Source organism: Cellulosimicrobium funkei (assembly GCF_900155925.1).
Lineage (GTDB): Bacteria > Actinomycetota > Actinomycetes > Actinomycetales > Cellulomonadaceae > Cellulosimicrobium > Cellulosimicrobium funkei.
Window position 1 is genome coordinate 129320 of record NZ_FTMI01000007.1, and the last position, 17448, is coordinate 146767.

Annotated in this window: 11 protein-coding genes and 1 tRNA gene; 9 read left to right on the forward strand and 3 right to left on the reverse strand. The window is 74.3% G+C overall.

Translation table 11 applies throughout. The features are described 5' to 3' along the window. Positions 1-262 precede the first annotated feature (262 nt). Complete coding sequence (locus BXA05_RS16815) at positions 263-2821, forward strand: penicillin acylase family protein (protein WP_076406360.1); 2559 nt, start codon at positions 263-265, stop codon at positions 2819-2821. A 72-nt stretch (positions 2822-2893) separates the two neighbouring features. Here the strand turns inward: BXA05_RS16815 and BXA05_RS16820 are convergent, their stop codons facing one another. Then, positions 2894-3526 carry a 5-formyltetrahydrofolate cyclo-ligase gene (locus BXA05_RS16820; protein ID WP_034654285.1) on the reverse strand — a complete coding sequence of 211 codons (633 nt, stop codon included), beginning with the start codon at positions 3524-3526 and terminating at the stop codon, positions 2894-2896. Between the two features lie 180 nt (positions 3527-3706). Between BXA05_RS16820 and BXA05_RS16825 the strand changes: the two genes are divergently transcribed. From BXA05_RS16825 to BXA05_RS16845, 5 genes are all read left to right on the forward strand, one after another. After that, the gene (locus tag BXA05_RS16825) at positions 3707-5947 is read left to right on the forward strand and encodes an NTP transferase domain-containing protein (protein ID WP_076406241.1); all 2241 of its coding nucleotides are present in this window, start codon (positions 3707-3709) and stop codon (positions 5945-5947) included. Between the two features lie 73 nt (positions 5948-6020). Next, entirely contained in the window at positions 6021-8477 is a 2457-nt protein-coding gene (locus tag BXA05_RS16830) for a glycoside hydrolase family 94 protein (RefSeq protein WP_076406243.1), read from the forward strand. A gap of 167 nt (positions 8478-8644) precedes the next feature. Continuing rightward, complete coding sequence (locus tag BXA05_RS16835) at positions 8645-9295, forward strand: GNAT family N-acetyltransferase (protein ID WP_043657664.1); 651 nt, start codon at positions 8645-8647, stop codon at positions 9293-9295. 61 nt (positions 9296-9356) lie between these two features. After that, positions 9357-10568 (forward strand): hypothetical protein, encoded by a 1212-nt coding sequence (locus BXA05_RS16840; protein ID WP_076406245.1) that lies wholly within the window; start codon positions 9357-9359, stop codon positions 10566-10568. A 64-nt stretch (positions 10569-10632) separates the two neighbouring features. Continuing rightward, positions 10633-10705: transfer RNA gene (locus BXA05_RS16845), tRNA-Ala, on the forward strand. 100 nt (positions 10706-10805) lie between these two features. On the opposite strand, the gene BXA05_RS16850 is transcribed toward BXA05_RS16845, so the two are convergent. Together BXA05_RS16850 and BXA05_RS20325 are read right to left on the reverse strand one after the other, a co-directional pair. Next, positions 10806-11522, reverse strand: a complete 717-nt coding sequence (locus BXA05_RS16850) for a DUF3841 domain-containing protein (protein WP_170963192.1) — start codon at positions 11520-11522, stop codon at positions 10806-10808. Positions 11523-11690: 168 nt separating this feature from the next. After that, positions 11691-12206, reverse strand: a complete 516-nt coding sequence (locus BXA05_RS20325) for a DUF4190 domain-containing protein (protein ID WP_051028544.1) — start codon at positions 12204-12206, stop codon at positions 11691-11693. A gap of 197 nt (positions 12207-12403) precedes the next feature. On the opposite strand from BXA05_RS20325, the gene BXA05_RS20140 reads away from it, so the two are divergent. The 3 genes from BXA05_RS20140 (at position 12404) to BXA05_RS20145 (ending at position 17402) form a co-directional block, all read left to right on the forward strand. Next, entirely contained in the window at positions 12404-14032 is a 1629-nt protein-coding gene (locus BXA05_RS20140; protein ID WP_076406247.1) for a hypothetical protein, read from the forward strand. 105 nt (positions 14033-14137) lie between these two features. Next, positions 14138-15625, forward strand: a complete 1488-nt coding sequence (locus tag BXA05_RS16865; protein ID WP_076406248.1) for a beta-N-acetylhexosaminidase — start codon at positions 14138-14140, stop codon at positions 15623-15625. Positions 15626-15719: 94 nt separating this feature from the next. Further along, the gene (locus BXA05_RS20145) at positions 15720-17402 is read left to right on the forward strand and encodes a hypothetical protein (RefSeq protein WP_244550498.1); all 1683 of its coding nucleotides are present in this window, start codon (positions 15720-15722) and stop codon (positions 17400-17402) included. Positions 17403-17448 lie beyond the last annotated feature (46 nt).

Sequence of the window (17448 nt, forward strand, 5' to 3'; positions counted from 1 at the left end):
TTCACGAGACGGCCGTCGAGGCGGCCACCGGCGGGTCGGGATCGGGACGGTCTCGGCCTGGTCGACGGTGTCAACACCGCCTGGCACTCGAAACTTCCGAGTGCTAATCATACGCGGACCGGCGCCCGGGCAGGGCCGGGGTAGTCTCGCATCCGTGTCTGCGCACGAACCCGCCGAGGCCCCCGCCGGTGACCCCGCCACCGGTGCCGACCCCGCGACCCCGGGCGAGGCCGCGGCCGCGCCGCGGCGCCGTCGCCGGTCCGTGCGCCGGCGCGTCCTGATCGGCGTGGCGGCGCTTCTCGTCGTCGCGCTCGTCGCGGGTGCCGCGTTCGTCGTGGTCACCGTCCGGCGCCCGCTCCCGCAGGCGTCCGGCGAGATCTCCGTGCCCGGCCTCGGCAGCGAGGTGACCGTGCTGCGCGACGCCCAGGGCGTGCCGCAGATCTACGCCGACACCCCCGAGGACCTCTTCCGCGCCCAGGGCTACGTCCAGGCGCAGGACCGCTTCTTCGAGATGGACTACCGCCGGCACGTCACGTCGGGGCGGCTCGCCGAGCTCGTCGGCGACAACCCGGACGCGATCGCCGCCGACACCGTGACGCGCACGTTCGGCTGGCGCCAGGTCGCGGAGGAGGAGTGGGACGTCGTCTCTCCCGAGACCAAGGCGTACCTCCAGGCGTACGCGGAGGGCGTCAACGCCTACCTGGAGGACCGCAGCCCGTCGGAGATCGCGCTCGAGTACACGGTGCTCGGGCTGCAGGTCGACGTCGCCGAGCCCGAGCCCTGGGACCCGGTCGACTCGCTCGCGTGGCTCAAGGCGATGGCCTGGGACCTGCGCGGCAACTACGACGACGAGCTCGACCGCGCGCTGGCCTACGGCACGCTCCAGGACACGGCGCGCGTCGCGGAGCTGTTCCCCGCCTACCCGTCCGGGCTCAACGCGCCGATCCTCGACCCCGGCGAGCTCGAGAACCCGCAGGAGGTCGCGCTCGAGCTGGGCCCGCAGGCCCGCGCCGAGTACGGCTCGGACCACCTCCAGGCCGCGCTCCAGGCAGCGGACCGCGCGCTCGGCGCCGTCCCCGTGCTCATCGGGCGCGGCGAGGGCACCGGCTCGAACTCGTGGGTCGTCTCCGGCGAGCACACGGCGTCGGGCAAGCCGATCCTCGCGAACGACCCGCACCTCGCCCTCGGGGCGCCCGGCATCTGGGCGCAGGTGGGGCTCCACTGCAACGAGGTCTCCCCGGCGTGCGGGTTCGACGTCGCGGGCTTCTCGTTCGCCGGCTTCCCCGGCGTGGTCATCGGGCACAACGCCCAGCTCGCCTGGGGCCTGACGAACATGGGCGCCGACGTCACCGACTTCTTCGTCGAGCGCGTGCGCGACGACACCTACCTGCGCGGCGACGAGTGGGTCCCGCTGGAGACCCGCACCGAGACGCTGCGCGTCGCCGGGGGCGACGACATCGAGATCGAGGTCCGCTCGACGCTCCACGGGCCGATCGTCTCCGAGGCGATCCCGGCGACGGACGCGGCCGTCGACACGCCCGCGCTGGACACGCGGCTGGGGGAGTACGCCGTCGCGCTCCAGTGGACCGCGCTCGAGCCGGGCCGCACCGCCGACGCCGTCTTCGCGTTCAACCTCGCGCAGGACGCCGAGGACATGCAGGCGGCCGCCGCGCTCTTCGAGGTGCCAGCCCAGAACATCGTCTTCGCGACTGCCGACGGCCACATCGGCTACCAGGCGCCCGGGAAGATCCCCGTCCGCCAGGCGGTCCCCGACGCCGAGGTGCCCTCCGACGGCACGTGGCCGCGCGACGGGTCCGACGAGCGCTACGACTGGCAGGGCTACGTCCCCAGCGAGCAGATGCCGCGCGTCGTGGACCCGGCCGAGGGCTTCATCGTCGCCGCCAACCAGGCCGTGCTGCCGGACGGCGTCGCGCCGTTCCTCACGACCGACTGGGACTACGGCTACCGCTCGCAGCGCATCCGCGAGCTCCTGGAGGCCGAGATCTCGGCCGGGCGCACCGTGGACGTCGACACGATGAACGAGGTCCAGGTCGACGACCGCAGCCCGTACGCCGAGGTGCTCGTGCAGCCCCTGCTCGAGCAGGAGATCGACGACGACTTCGCGGCCGAGGGCCAGCAGCTCCTCGCGGACTGGGACTACCGGACCGACACCGACTCCGCCGCGGCGGCGTACTTCGCGGCCGTGTGGCGGAACCTGCTCCAGCTCACCTTCTGGGACGACCTGCCCGAGTCGGCGCGTCCGGGTGGCGGCAGCCGCTGGCTCGCCGTCGTGCAGAACCTCCTGGAGAACCCGACCGACCCGTTCTGGGACGACCGCCAGACGGTCAGCGTGGTCGAGACGCGCGACGAGGTGCTCACGCAGGCGCTCGTCTCCGCGCGCCTCGACCTCACCGTCGAGCAGAGCAAGCAGCCGTCGGACTGGGCGTGGGGCAAGATCCACGTGCTCGCTCTCGAGCACCCCGTGCTGGGCGGCGAGTCGATCCCGGGGCCGGTGCGCGACTTCGTCAACCCCACCCCGGTCGGCATGCCCGGTGGCTCGTCGATCGTCAACGCGACCGCGTGGGACGCCGCGTCCGGGTCGTTCGACGTGACGGCCGGGCCGTCGATGCGCATGGTCGTCGACCTCGGAGACCTCGACCGCTCGACGTGGGTGACCGTCACGGGCACCTCGGGGCACCCGGCGTCGAAGCACTACGCGGACCAGCTGAAGACCTGGGCCCGCGGCGAGACGTACGCGTGGCCGTTCTCCACGGAGGCGGTCGCCGAGGCGAGCAAGGACGAGCTCACCCTCGTGCCGTAGCGGAGCCGCAGGCGCGTCCGCCCCGTGCGCGGGCGCGGTGGCGGACGGCGCGGTGGCGGACGGCGCAGCCTGCTACGGCAGCCAGCGCCAGCCGAGGGGCGTCGCGACGGCGTCGACCGTGCGGTCGTGCGGCTCGACCGGCAGCGGTCGGTCGCTCGCGTCGTAGACCTCCTCCGGGAACACGACGGCCACGACCTTGGTGCCGGGACGCACGTGCTCGAGCGCGCGGTCGTACCACCCGCCGCCCTGGCCGAGCCGGACGCCGCGTGAGTCGACGGCGAGCGCGGGCGCGACGACGACGTCGGCCTCGGCGATCGCCTCCGGACCCAGGGTCGGGGTGCCGGGCTCGGGCGGCCGCCCGGGCGCGCGGACCTGCAGGTCGGCGGGGCCGTCGTAGACGGCCCAGTCCCGCTGGAGCCCCGCGCCGAGCACGGGGAGCAGCAGGCGGACGCCGCGCGCGGCGAGGCGCTCGAGCATCGCCGACGTGCCGGGCTCGCCGGGGCGCGCGGCGTAGGTCGCGACGCACGTGGCGGCGGCGACCTCGGGGATGGTCTCGACGACGTCGGCGATGGCGGCGTCCGCTTCCTTGCGGAGCCGCTCGGACCGCGCCTGGCGATGCGTGCGGATGGCCTTGCGGAGGATCTCCTTCGCGTCCTCGGCTTCGATGCTTCCGTGCAGGGGGTATGGCTGGACCGGGCCACTCATGTCCCTATTGTCACCCGGCGCGCGCGTCCGCGCCGACGCCGCGCGGGTGACCTTCGGCCCCGGAGTCCCGGAGCGGGTTCCGCGGACGCGTCCGTGGTGCCTATGATCGGAGGGAGCCAGTAGTTCGGACTCCTGACAAATGGGTCGCCGTCCGACAGAGGTGCCGACAGTGAGGACGCCATGACCGCGACGACCGCGAACCCCACCGAGACCGCCCCACGAGGGGGCGCCCACCCGAGGACCGGTCGTGCCGCCGTCGTGCTGGCCGCGGGCCACGACGACGCGTCGCGCGAGCTCCTGTCGCGGCCCTTGGGCGGCGCGACGGTCGTCGAGCTGGCGGTCGCGAACGTCCGCCGCGTCGTCGACGCGGGCCGCATCGTCGTGGTCGTGTCGCCCGACGACCCGACCGTGCGCGAGCTGCTCGGCGAGGACGTCGTCTACGTGGAGCAGGAGTCGCCGCTCGGCACGGGCGACGCGGTCCTCGCGGCGCGCGAGGCGATCGCGTCGGTGCTCGGGCCGGGCGTCGACGAGCCGGTCCTCGTCGCCTACGCGGATACGCCGCTGCTGCGCTCCGAGTCGCTCCTCGGGCTGCTGACGCGCCACACCCTCACGGGCGCGGACCTGTCGCTGCTCTCCGCCGTCGTCGACGACCCGGACGGCTACGGGCGCGTGGTCCGCGCCGGGGGCGAGATCACGGCGATCCTCGAGTCGTCAGAGGTCGCGGACGCCGCGCCCGAGCCGCGCACCGAGATCAACGTGGGGGCGTACGTCGCGGCGCCCCGCCTGCTGTTCGGCGAGCTGGAGCGCATGGCGGCCGACGGCGAGCACCGGCTGACCGAGCTCGCGCGCCGCGTCATCGGGGCGGGCAAGCGCATCTCGTCGTACCGCATCGTCGACGTGGACGAGGTCCGCGGCATCAACACCCCGGACGAGCTCGCCCAGGCGGCGGACATCGTCCTCAAGCGCCTGTTCGTGCCGAAGAAGAACACGGACACGAAGATCGTGTTCGGCACCGGCGGCTGGCGCGCGGTCATCGGCGAGGGCTACACGCTCGCCAACGTGCGCCGGCTGTGCCAGGCCATCGCGAACGAGACGATCCGACGCGGGCTGGACGGGAAGGGCGTCGTGATCGGCGGCGACCGCCGCTTCCTCTCGCGCGAGTCGGCCATCGCCGCGGCCGAGGTCTTCGCGGGCAACAACATCGCCGTGACCCTCCTGCCCGACGACGTCCCGACCCCGCTCGTGACCTTCGCCGCGCCCTACCTCGGGGCGGCCTACGGCGTCATCGTCACCTCGAGCCACAACCCGCCCGAGTGGAACGGCATGAAGGTGTTCCGCCAGGACGGCTCGCTCCCGCTGGACGACGAGACGGACCGCTACCAGGACGAGGCGAACGCGCTGTCGGTCGACGACGTCATCACGCTCGACATCGACGTGGCCCGCCGCACGGGCGTCGTCGTCGACCGGTCGCTCACGGACCCGTACGTCGACGCGATCGAGCGGATCATCGACGTCGAGGCCGTGCGCGGCTCGGACCTGCAGGTCGTCGTGGACCCGATGTACGGCACGAGCCAGCTCACTCTCGGCACCATCCTGTCCGACATGCGCGTGCGGTCGGAGTTCATCCACGCGGCGCACAACCCGCTGTTCGGCGGCGTCGCGCCGGCACCGGACCTCCAGCGCCTCAGCACGCTCGTGACGATGATCCAGCAGGGCGGCGGCCGCTACGACCTCGGCATGGCGACGGACGGAGACTCGGACCGCATCGGGATCGTCGACGAGACGGGCGAGTACATCTCGACGAACGACCTGCTCCTCCTCCTGTATTGGTACCTGCACGAGGTCCGCGGGGAGAAGGGCGGCGTGGTGCGCAACCTCGCGACGACGCACCTGCTCGACCGGCTCGCGGCGCACTTCGGCGAGGAGTCGCGCGAGGTCAAGGTCGGGTTCAAGCACGTCACCGCCGGCATGGCGGAGATCGGCGCCGTGCTCGGCGGCGAGTCGTCGGGTGGCCTGACGATCCGCGGGTGGATCCTCGGCAAGGACGGCATCTTCGCGTGCGCCCTCGTGGCCGAGATGCTGGCGCGCACGGGCAAGCGGATCTCCGAGCTGCGCGCGATGCTCTACGAGATCACCGGCCGCCTGTACACGCTCGAGGCGGGCGTGCCGGCCACCCCGGAGATGCGCGTCGAGGTGCCGCGCCGGCTCGAGGCGCAGCCCCTCACGCACGTCGGGCCGTACCCGGTCGTCTCGGTCTCCCACCTCGACGGCACCAAGATCCTCCTCGAGAACGACAACTGGGCGCTCCTGCGGTTCTCCGGGACCGAGCCCGTCCTGCGCATGTTCGTCGAGGCGGACACCCCCGAGAAGGCCGCCGAGCTCCTCGAGTGGCTGCAGGGGTTCGTCACCGCCGGCGTCTGACGCCCGCGCCCCCACCCGGCACCCCGCCGCACCCAGCCCCCAGCCCCACCCCAGGACAGGAACCAGAGCAACGATGCGCTACGGCCACTTCGACACCGCGCACGACGAGTACGTCGTCGAGCGCCCCGACGTCCCCGTCTCGTGGACGAACTACCTCGGCACCCGGGACATGTGCACGGTCCTGTCGCACCACGGCGGCGGGTACTCGTACTACAAGAGCTCGCAGTACGGGCGCATCTCGCGCTTCCGCCAGAACGGGGTGCCGTTCGACCGCCCCGGTCACTACGTCTACCTGCGCGACGACGCGGACGGCGACTACTGGTCGGTGTCCTGGCAGCCGGTCGGCAAGCCGTTCGTCGGGCCGGACGAGGAGCTCGACCCGGCCGGCGGCGCGGGGCGCTGGACCACGCGCCACGGCCTGAGCTACACGACCTTCCGCTCCGAGTACAAGGGCATCGACGCGGAGCAGACGGTCTTCATCCCGCTCGACGACGACGTCGAGCTGTGGGACGTGCGCGTCACCAACACGACAGACGAGGTGCGCGAGCTCACCGTCGGGTCGTACGTGGAGTTCTCGTTCCACACGATCACGATCGACAACCAGAACCTGCAGATGTCGCTCTACGCGTCCGGCTCCTCGTACGAGGACGGGATCATCGAGTACGACTTCTACTACGAGCCCTGGACGTACCACTACTTCGCGTCGAGCGAGACGCCGTCGTCGTACGACTCGCTGCGCGACAGCTTCATCGGCCCGTACCGCACCGAGAGCAACCCGGTCGCGATCGAGCGGGGCGAGGGCTCGAACGCGAGCGCGACGACGCAGAACCACTGCGGCGCGCTGCTGCACAAGGTGACGCTCGCGCCGGGCGAGACCAAGCGCCTCGTCTTCATGCTCGGCTACGGCTCGCGCGACGCGGCCGGGCGCGCGATCCAGGCGAAGTACTCGGACGTCGCGGCCGTCGACCACGAGCGCGAGCGCCTGCGCGACTACTGGCGCGCCAAGCAGGACAAGCTGCGCATCCGCACGCCCCACGAGGGCATGAACACGATGATCAACGCGTGGACGCTGCTCCAGGCGGAGACGTGCGTCGTGTGGTCGCGGTTCGCGTCCTTCGTCGAGGTGGGCGGGCGCGCCGGGCTCGGCTACCGCGACACGGCGCAGGACGTCATGAGCGTCATCCACTCGAACCCGACGAAGACGCGGCAGCGCATCGTCGAGCTCCTGCGGGCCCAGACGGAGGCCGGCTACGGCCTGCACCTGTTCGACCCCAAGGCGTTCGATCCCGACGCGGAGAAGCTGCCCGACGTCCCGTCGCCGACGATCGTCCCGACGGTCGACCCGAAGGACCTCATCCACGGCCTCGAGGACACGTGCTCCGACGACCACCTGTGGCTCGTGCCGTCGGTCGTGGAGTACGTCAAGGAGACGGGCGACCGCGCGTTCCTCGACCTGGAGATCCCGTTCGCCGAGGGCACGCCCGCGACCGTCTACGACCACCTCGTCCGCGCGCTCGAGTTCTCCGCAGAGCAGGTGGGCCAGAACGGCGTCGCGCTCGGCCTGCGCGCCGACTGGAACGACTGCCTCAACCTCGGCGGCGGCGAGACGTCGCTCGTGACGTTCCTCCACGCGTGGGCGATCGGCGCGTTCCTCGAGGTCGCGGAGCCGCTCGCGGCAGCGGGCGACGAGCGCGCCGAGGCGGACGTCGTGCGGTTCACGGCGGAGCGCGAGCGCATCGCGAAGGTCGCGGACGCGCAGCTGTGGGACGGGCGCTGGTGGATCCGCGGCTACACGCGCGACGGCGTGAAGATCGGCTCGGCGCAGAACGACGAGGGCAAGATCTTCCTCGAGCACCAGGCCTGGCCCGTCATCGCGGGCATCACGAGCCAGGAGCGCGGCGAGGCGTCGATGGACGCGGTGCGCGAGCTCCTTGGTTCCGAGTACGGCAACCACCTCAACTGGCCGGCGTTCACGAAGGTCGACGACACGGTCGGCTTCGTGACGCGCGTGTACCCGGGCATCAAGGAGAACGCCGCGATCTTCTCCCACCCGAACGCGTGGCCGATCATCGCCGAGGCGATGCTGGGCCGCGGCGACGAGGCGGTGCAGTTCTACGACGCGATCCTGCCGTACCACCAGAACGACAACATCGAGGTCCGCGGGGCGGAGCCGTACGCGTACGTCCAGTTCCTCTACGGCCGCGACCACGAGTGGTTCGGCAAGGCGCAGAACCCGTGGCTCACCGGCACGGCCGGCTGGATGTACACCGCCGTGACGAAGTACGTGCTCGGCGTCCGCCTCGCGCTCGACGGCCTGGTCGTCGACCCGTCGATCCCGAAGGACTGGGACGGGTTCGAGGTGCGTCGCGAGTGGCGCGGCGCCGTCTACGACATCGAGGTCCGCAACCCGGACCACGTGTCGAAGGGCGTGCGCTCGGTGACGGTCGACGGCGTCGAGCACGACCCGGCGACCCCGATCCCGGCGCTGCCCGCGGGCACGGAGGCGAAGGTCGTCGTCACGCTGGGCTGAGGACGGGTCCGAGTGCGGGACTGAGCACGGGGACACCATCGGGTGCCCGCGTCACCGGTCGGTGGCGCGCGGGCGCCCGGTGGTGTCACCCTGTGCACCGAGGGCCGGGCGCACCGCCGGTCCTCGTCGCCAAGCCCACCGACAGGCCGAGGACGGTACACCGCCGCATGACCCACAAGATCGCGCGCGGCTGGACCGTCGCCAAGCCGTGGCCCGTGACGCTGCGGGACGACACCCTGGGCGGGTCCGTGGTCCTGCGTCCGCTGCGGCGCCGGGACGCGAACGCCTGGATGCGGCTGCGCGCGCGCAACGCGGACTGGCTGGAGCGGTGGGAGGGCACGTCGCCGCGTCCCGGCACGCCGGGCGGGCCGCCCACGTTCGCGGAGTACGTCCGGGTCCTCTCGGCGCAGGCGCGCGCGGGGTCCTCCCTGCCGTTCGCCGTCGAGCTGGACGACGAGCTCGTCGGCCAGCTCACCGTGTCGTCCATCACGTACGGCTCGTTGTGCGGCGCGAGCATCGGCTACTGGGTGAGCGAGCACGTCGCGGGCCGCGGCGTCATCCCGACCGCCGTCGCGATGGCCACGGACTACTGCTTCACGATCCTCGGGCTGCACCGGATCGAGATCAACATCCGCCCGGAGAACGGCCCGAGCCTGCGCGTCGTGGAGAAGCTGGGGCTGCGCGACGAAGGGGTCCGCGAGCGCTACCTGCACATCCAGGGGGAGTGGCGCGACCACCGGACGTTCGCCGTCACGAGCGAGGAGGTCCCGGACGGCCTCCTCGCGCGCTGGCAGGCGACACGCCGCGAGAGCATCTGAGCCGCCCGACACGCCGGGGCGCGTGCGGAGCGTGACCGCGGGCCTCGCCTACGGTCGTGATGTGGAATCGGCCTCGGGGATCGTCGCGCTCGCGGTGTTCCTGCTGTGGGTCGGCTTCTACGTCCCGCACCGGGTGCGTCACCGGCAGCAGCTGCTGGACGCGCGCACGGACGACCGCTTCTCCGGCTCCCTGCGCGTCCTGGCCGTCGCCGGCCCGGGCGGCGGGGGGTTCGACCGCTGGGACGCCCGGCTCGACGGCGTCACGACCGTCGCGGCGATCGCCTCCGGTCCCGCCGGAGCCGGAGGGCGCCCCCTGCTCGGGGCAGCCGGGACGCAGAGCCGGTCCGAGGACCGGACGCACGACGAGGAGGGAACGCACGCCATGGGGAGCACCGTCAGCGCGTCACCCTCGCGCGGGGCACCGCCGCGCCGTCAGCCGGCCTCCGAGCAGTCCCGCCTCGAGCTCCTCGAGCGGCGCGCCGCCGCGGCGCGCCGTCGTCTCGCGCTCACGGTCGTGCTGCTCCTCGCGACCGTCGGGGTGTGGGTCGTCGTCGCGCTCGGGCTCGTCCCGTGGTGGGCGGGCGTGGTCCCGACGGCGTTCCTCGGGCTCGTGCTCGTGCTCGGCCGTCGTGCGGTGCTCGCCGCCCAGCGGTCCGACGCCGCGTGGCTGGCCGAGCGTCGTGCCGCGGCCCGCGCGGCTCGCGGCGCCGTCCTCGGTGCGCCGCCCGCGCCCCGGGGTGCGCGCCCGCGCGTCACGGGGCGCGCCGTCCACGGCTCGCAGGTGAGCACGCAGATGATCCCGCGCGTCACGCCGCAGGACCTCGCCCGTGCGAACGCCGCGGCGTCCGCCGACGCGGGCGCACCGGCTGCGTCGTCCCGCGAACGGACCACCGCGTCCGGCGCGACCGAGGGCCCCGCGTCCGAGGAGCCCGCCCCAGCGGCCGACGAGCCGACCACCGTTCGCGGGACGACCCCGGTCGTCGAGGCCGTCGAGGCCGAGCGTGTCCCGACGGGTCGCGCGTGGGACCCCGTGCCCGTGCCCCCGCCGACGTACACCATGAAGCCCACGGCGCCCCGCCGCGAGCCCGCCCCGCTCACGGACGACGACGTCGTCTCGCCCACGGTGTCGGCCCGCGTCGAGCCCGTGCTGGCCGCCGACGCCCGGTCCGGCGCCCCGGCCCCGGCCGCGGGCGACGAGCGCAAGCCCTCCACGGAGACGCTCGGCCTGGACCTCAACGAGATCCTGGCGCGACGTCGGGCGGCAGGGCAGTAGACCCCCTGAGGGCGGCCGGTTTGCGAGACCCCGCCCTCGGGGTGCTAATCTGTTCCTCGCTTGAGGGGCTATGGCGCAGTTGGTAGCGCGTCTCGTTCGCAATGAGAAGGTCGGGGGTTCGAATCCCCCTAGCTCCACCGGTTGAAGGCCGTCGGTCAGGACGAGAGTCCCGACCGGCGGCCTTCTGCATGTCGTGGGAGAGCTCCGTCGGGCGTCCCGCCTGCTCCGCCGCACGGCTCACGAGACCTGGACGGCACGGACGACGTCGGTGACCGCCAGCTCGTGCACGGTCGCCTGGAGCGGACGCGTGGTCGGTACGGCGTCCAGGTCGAAGATCGCGTCCCAGCTGGTCTCGGTCGTCGCGCGCAGCTCCCGGGGCCAGGCGTCCCACGCCACGTCGCGATACGCGTCGGCCTCGCTCGCCCACGCCTCGTATACGGTCTCGAAACGCCGTTCCCAGGCGTCGTCCCGTTCTCCGGGGAGCGGGACGACGTTGAGGCTGCGGTTGAGGACCTGGTGCCAGTCGAGGTAGTCGGACAGCAGCACCCGCTCACGGGCGACCCGGGCGACGACGAGGACCTCGCCCCTGGCCTGGCGCGCGTGCTGGAGGAGCGCTCGTCGGGTGGCGCGCGCCCACGCCCACAGCATGCCGTCGCCGTCGGTCGGCAGCCGGTCCCGCATCCGGGCTCCCATCCAGGTGTACGCCTCGCGGAACCCGGGTTCGCCGTGCTCCGGGCGTGCCCGCAGGACGCCGTCGTGGAGCAGCGTCCGGTAGGCGTCACGGGACTGCAGGGTGACGAGCGTGAGGTGGGGGGAGGCGAGGTCCGGCCGTGCGATCCGCGGCAGGGGCAGCAGCCCCACCGGGCGCCGGGGGAGCCGGGCGTCGTCGGGATGCGCGGTCGGTGCGGCGCGGCGCTGCGGCGCGGCCGTCGGGTCCTCGGTCTCCTCGTCCACCCGAGCCATCGTGCCCGCCGCCACCGACGCGACCGGGTGCGGCGCGCGTGAGGCGGCGCGCCGCGGAGGCCCGCCGACGGCGAGCCGGTGGCCCGCTGCCGCCTCGGGCACGACGAAGGCCCCCACCAGACGGTGAGGGCCTTCGCGGAGCGGCGTCGCAGGACGACGTCAGGGGCAGGTGACGGGCTCGCCGCGCACCTCGACGACCGTGCCCGAGGGCACGCCGGAGCACGCGTCGAGGACCTCCTGCGTCACGGCGCCGACGGTGCTGAAGAACACGATCGAGCCGATGATCGTCAGGACGAGCACGATCGCGCCGACGATGATGCCGGCGAGCGCGAGGCCGTTCTTGTAGCCGGCCTTCTTGGACTTGTTGAAGGCCACGATGCTGAGGATCAGGCCGACGATCGAGAGGCAGCCGAGGAACGACAGCACGAGGCCGACGATCCCCATCGTCTTGCCCGGGTCCTGGCCCGGGGCGGAGTACGACGGGGCGCCCGCCTGCGGTGCGCCGTACTGGGGCGCCTGCGGTGCGCCGTACTGCGGGGCCTGAGGGGCGCCGTACTGCGGGGCCTGCGGCGGCTGCTGCGGCTCGCCGGGCTGCGGCGCCCCGTAGGCGGGCGGGCCGGACGGCGTCCCGCCGGGCTGCTGCGGGTTCTGGTCGGGCTGGTCGGGGGTCGACATGCGATCTCCTCGGCGTTCGGTCAGGGCCCGTCCAGTATGCCGGTCGGGGGCGCCGCCCGCCCTGTGGTTCCGCGGCGCGCTCGGCGGGCGGCGCGGGTGGTGGGGGTCACGCGACCCCGCGGCGGGTCGGTCCGACCGTCACGAGTCCCTCACATCCCTCGGTCGGCGAGCCGCGCCAGGTGCGCGATGATGGGGGCGTGAACACTCGGAAGGTCCGATTCGTCCCTGTCGCCCTCCCCGTCGTCCTCTCGCTCGGTGCCGTCGTGGCGCTGGGCGGCTGCGCCGCGGAGACGGCGGAGGCCGACGGGCCGTCCGCGGGCGAGACCGGGCTCGTCGCCCGCGCCGCCGAGCCGAGCGACGGGGTGCTCGTGCTCGGCTCGACCGAGCCGGCGGAGCTCGCGCTGACGAGCAGCCAGGCGTTCTTCACCAACGCGCCGGTCGTCGTGCTCGCCGCGGCGGACGACGAGGCCGCGCGCGCGACCGCGGCCGCGGCCGCCGTCGAGCTGGCCGCGCCCGTGCTGCTCGTGGGTGGCGCCATCTCGGACGGCGGGCTGCGCACGGAGCTGCGCCGGCTCGGCGCGGTCGCCGTCGTCGAGGTGGGCGAGCCGGAGGCGCCCCCCGGCCAGGAGGGCGTGGGCGAGGAGCCCGCGCGCGCGACCCTGGGCGACGTCGACGGCGTCGAGCGCGTCCTGCTGGAGGTCGGGGCGCTCCTTCCCGACGGGACGCTCGACGAGCGCGACCTGGACGAGGTCCGCGCCGCGCTGCCCGATCGGGGCGAGCCGGAGACGCTGACCGAGGTCCTGGCCCTCACGGAGCCGGGCAGCCTCGCGGTGCCGGGCGGACCGCAGTCCGCCGCCATCGCGACCGCGCGCGCCGCGGGCGCCGTGCCGCTCGAGGTGCCGCAGGGCGACCCGCGGGCGTCCGCCGAGGTCGTCGACGCGATCTCGGCGGCGAAGGCGCTCGCCGTCGTGGGCATCGGCGCGAGCTTCGGCACGGCCGACGACCTCACGTGGCGGCTGCGGTCGGCCGAGGCGGGTGACCTGCTCCCCAGCGGTTCGCAGCTCGTCCTGGCTGACGGCGTCCGGTACGTCGCGGTGGGGGCCGACGCCGTGACGTCGGGCCTCGTGGCGGTGGGGGAGCGCTCGGCGACGGAGGCCGTCGAGCGTGCGCAGGAGGCGGCGGCGGCGTACGCCGAGGCTGCCCCGGACGACGTGGTGGTCCCGGTGCTCGAGGTGCCGGCGACGCGAGCGTCGTCCAACCCGGGCGCGGACCGCGACTACTCGACCGAGATCCCCGCCGAGGAGCTCGTCCCGCTCGTCGACACCGCGGCGGCCGCGGGGGTGCTCGTGGTGCTGCGCCTCGAGCCCGGGCGCGCGAGCTTCGACGAGCAGGTCGCCGAGTACGCGGACCTGCTCGCCCGCCCGACCGTGGGCGTCGCGCTCGCGGTCGACGCCCGTCGCGCGGGCGAGGAGTCGCGGGCCGGCACAGTGGGCGCGGCGGAGCTCAGCGCCGCGATCGGCGCCGTCGGCGAGGTCGTGCGCACGCAGGGCCTGCCGCAGAAGCTCGTCGTCGTGCAGCGGCCCGACGCCGAGGCGGTGCTCGACGCCGCCGCGCTCGACGTGGGTGCGGGCGAGGCGGCCGTCGTGCTGCAGTCGACGGCGCAGGCCAGGTTCGGCGCCCGCGCGCGCGAGTGGGGCACGCTGCTCGACGACGTCCCGGCGGGCGTGGTGGGAGGCTGGACCACGGGTTCGGCGGACCCGGCGGGGGACGTCGAGGGCGTGCTGTCGCTCGACCCGAGCCCGCGCTACGTGGCGGCGTCGCGCTGACGATCCGCTCCTCTGGGCACTTGGCCGGTCCCGCGCGAGCGGGTTAGGGTGTGTCGCTCGCAAAAGCCGAATCGATTCGACCAGACCCAGACGACGAGGTACCTGATGGTCTCGATCATCCCCCAGCCCCTGCACGTCGAGCCCGGCGAGGGACACGTCCCCGTCCCCGCCCTGGAGGTCCACGCGGTCGGTCTCGACGGCGCCGCCCCCTGGCTCGCCGACCTCGCCGCGAAGCTCCTCTCCGGCCTCGACGGCGTCACCGCGACGCACGACGACCCCGCCGCCGTCGCGGTGCCCGCCGCGGACGGGGAGCGCACGGCGCTCGTCCTGCGCGTCGACGAGGCGGCCGGGCCGGAGGGCTCCACGAGCCCCGAGCGCTACAGCCTCGTCGTCGACGCGGCCGGCGTCATCGCCACGGCGCCCGAGCCGGCCGGGCTGCTCCACGCGGTGCAGACGCTGCGCCAGCTCGTCGTCGCGCCGGGTGACGGGGCGCTCGCGCGAGTGCCGCACGTCGTCGTGCACGACGCGCCGCGCTACCCCTGGCGCGGTCTCTCCGTGGACGTGGCGCGCACGTTCTTCGGGCTCGACGCGCTGCGGGCCGTGGTCGACGTCGCGGCGGCGTACAAGCTCAACGTGCTGCACCTGCACCTCACCGACGACCAGGGCTGGCGCATCGAGTCGCCGTCGCGGCCCGAGCTCGCCAAGCTCTCCTCGGGCGGCGACACGTCCGGCGGGACGGGCGGCCACCTGTCCCTCGCCGACTTCCGCGCCCTGCAGGACCACGCGGCCGAGCGCTTCGTGCGCGTCGTGCCGGAGATCGACGTGCCGGGCCACATCAACGCGGCGACCCACGTGTACGGCGACCTCATGCCCGACGGCGTCCCCACGGACGCCTACCACGGCATCGAGGTGGGCTTCTCGCGCCTGACGTTCGACCTCCCGGCCACCGAGCCCTTCCTGCGCGACGTCTTCACCGACCTCGCCCACGCGACCGACGGCGAGCACGTGCACCTCGGCGGAGACGAGGTGCTGAAGATGGAGCCCGCCGAGTACGCGCGCTTCGTCGAGCTGTGCGAGCGGCTGATCCTCGAGGCGGGCAAGAAGCCGGTCGCGTGGCAGGAGGCGGCGAAGGCGCCCCTGCGCCCGGGCACCCTCGTGCAGTACTGGGACACCCACCCCATGGACCTCACGTACCTCGTCGACGCGGCCAGGGCGGGAGCGCGCGTCATCATGTCGCCCGCGAACCGCGTCTACCTCGACATGAAGTACACGGCCGACTTCCCGCTCGGGCAGGAGTGGGCGGGGCTCGTCGAGGTCCGCGACGCGTACGACTGGGAGCCCGAGCAGGTGGTCCCCGGGCTCCCTGCCGACTCGATCGAGGGCGTGGAGGCCGCGGTCTGGACGGAGCGCATCCCCACGCTCGACGCGCTGTTCACGATGCTCCTGCCGCGCCTGAGCGCCGTCGCGGAGGTCGCCTGGACAGCCCCCGACCGCAAGGACTGGGACGACTACCGCCGACGCGTCGCCCGCGAGGCGCACGCGTGGCGCCGCTCGGGCACCCCCTTCCACCCCTCGGAGCAGGTCGACTGGTGACGCGGGCGGGCGACGCCCGCGGGGTGGTGGACGTCACCGGGGAAAAGCCTTCCTGCGGTCGCGAGGCGGGCGACCGCTGACGGACCATCGATCGATGGCCTTCGTGACCCTCTCCGCCGCCCGCCACGACGACCCGTCCGGATCTCCCTCCCCGACCCCCCGCCCCGGCTCCCGCGCGCGCCGGAGCGGCCCGCGCCGTCGTGCGGCCGCGCTCGCCGCGGCGCTGGCCCTGGCGACCGCGCTCGCCGCGTGCACGGGCGGCGACCCGGACCCCGCCGCGAGCAGCACGGGGCCCGCCGCAGGCGCCGAGGCCGAGGCCGACGGCGCCCGCGCCGCGACGCCCGAAGGCGTCCTCACCCTCGCCGACGAAGACCCCGCCGCGCTCGCGCTCGCGGCGAGCCGCACGTTCTTCGCGACCGCGCCGGTCGCGGTCGTCGTGCCGGACGACGCCGTCGAGGACGCGACCGCGGTCGGCGTCGCCGCGGCGCTCGCCGAGCGGGTCGTCGCGCCCGTCCTGGTCGCGAGGGACGACGCGGCGCTCGCCGAGGAGCTGGCACGCCTCGGCGCCGCCGAGGCGGTCGTCGTCGCGCCGGAGGGGACGAGCGTCCCCGGCCTCGACGACGTGTCCACGGTGCACGTCGACCCGGCGGCCGTCGCGCCCGACGGCGCCGTCGACGAGGAGTCGCTGGCGGGCGCCGCCGACCTCGCGGTCCGGGACCTCCCGGCGTCGGGCGACGCCCAGACGTCGACCGGCGTCCTCGCGCTGACGGACCCCGACGCCGGGGCCGCGGCCCGACCGGCGGCCGCGACGGCCCGCGCGTCGGGCGCGACGGTCGTCGACGCCCCCGGCGGCGACCCGCGCACCACGTCCGAGGCCGTCCAGGCGGTCGCGGGTGCCGGGGCGACGGCGACCGTCGGCCTCGGGGCGTCGTTCGGCAGCCCCGACGACCTCGGGTGGCGCGTCGAGGCGGCCGCGACGGGCACGGAGCTGCCCGGCGGCGGGCAGCTCGCCCTGCCCGGCAAGCGCTACGTCGCGCTCTACGGGTCGCCGGGGGCGCCGGTGCTCGGCGTGCTCGGCGAGCAGGACGTCGCCGCGACGATCGCGCGCGCCCAGGAGCACGCGGCCTGGTACCAGGGCCTCACGGACGAGCCCGTGGTGCCGACGCTCGAGATCATCACGACGGTCGCGTCGGGGTCCGCGGGCTCCGACGGCAACTACTCGAACGAGCGTGCCGCCGACCTCGTGCGGCCCTACGTGGACGCCGCGCGCGAGGCGGGGGTGTACGTCGTGCTGGACTTCCAGCCTGGACGTACCGACTTCCTCACGCAGGTGCGCGCGTACGAGGACCTCGTCGCGCAGCCGCACGTCGGCGTCGCGCTCGACCCGGAGTGGCGCCTCGGCCCCGACCAGGTGCACCTCGCCCAGATCGGCTCCGTCGGGGTGGACGAGGTCAACGCCGTCGGCGACTACCTCGCGGGCCTCGTGCGCGAGCGCGACCTGCCGCAGAAGGTCTTCCTGCTGCACCAGTTCCGGACGTCGATGATCGCCGACCGCGCCCGCCTCGACACCGCCCACCCCGAGCTCGCGACCGTCGTCCACGCCGACGGCCAGGGTGGCCAGGGCGCGAAGGCGGCCACGTGGTCCACGCTGCACCAGGACGCGCCGGCGGGGCTGTTCTGGGGCTGGAAGAACTTCTACGACGAGGACGCGCCCATGCTCACGCCCGAGCAGACCTGGGGCATCAGCCCGACCCCGGACTTCGTCAGCTACCAGTGACGCCGGCCCGGCTCGCGCCGGGGAGCCCGGCCGGCGCTCCGGGCCA

Excerpts from the sequence above, each read along its gene's own strand:
- BXA05_RS16830 (WP_076406243.1), top strand. The coding sequence starts at position 6,021 with ATGCGCTACGGCCACTTCGACACCGCGCACGACGAGTACGTCGTCGAG.
- BXA05_RS16825 (WP_076406241.1), top strand. The coding sequence starts at position 3,707 with ATGACCGCGACGACCGCGAACCCCACCGAGACCGCCCCACGAGGGGGC.
- BXA05_RS20145 (WP_244550498.1), top strand. The coding sequence starts at position 15,720 with ATGGCCTTCGTGACCCTCTCCGCCGCCCGCCACGACGACCCGTCCGGA.
- BXA05_RS20325 (WP_051028544.1), bottom strand. The coding sequence starts at position 12,206 with ATGTCGACCCCCGACCAGCCCGACCAGAACCCGCAGCAGCCCGGCGGG.
- BXA05_RS16865 (WP_076406248.1), top strand. The coding sequence starts at position 14,138 with ATGGTCTCGATCATCCCCCAGCCCCTGCACGTCGAGCCCGGCGAGGGA.
- BXA05_RS16835 (WP_043657664.1), top strand. The coding sequence starts at position 8,645 with ATGACCCACAAGATCGCGCGCGGCTGGACCGTCGCCAAGCCGTGGCCC.
- BXA05_RS16820 (WP_034654285.1), bottom strand. The coding sequence starts at position 3,526 with ATGAGTGGCCCGGTCCAGCCATACCCCCTGCACGGAAGCATCGAAGCC.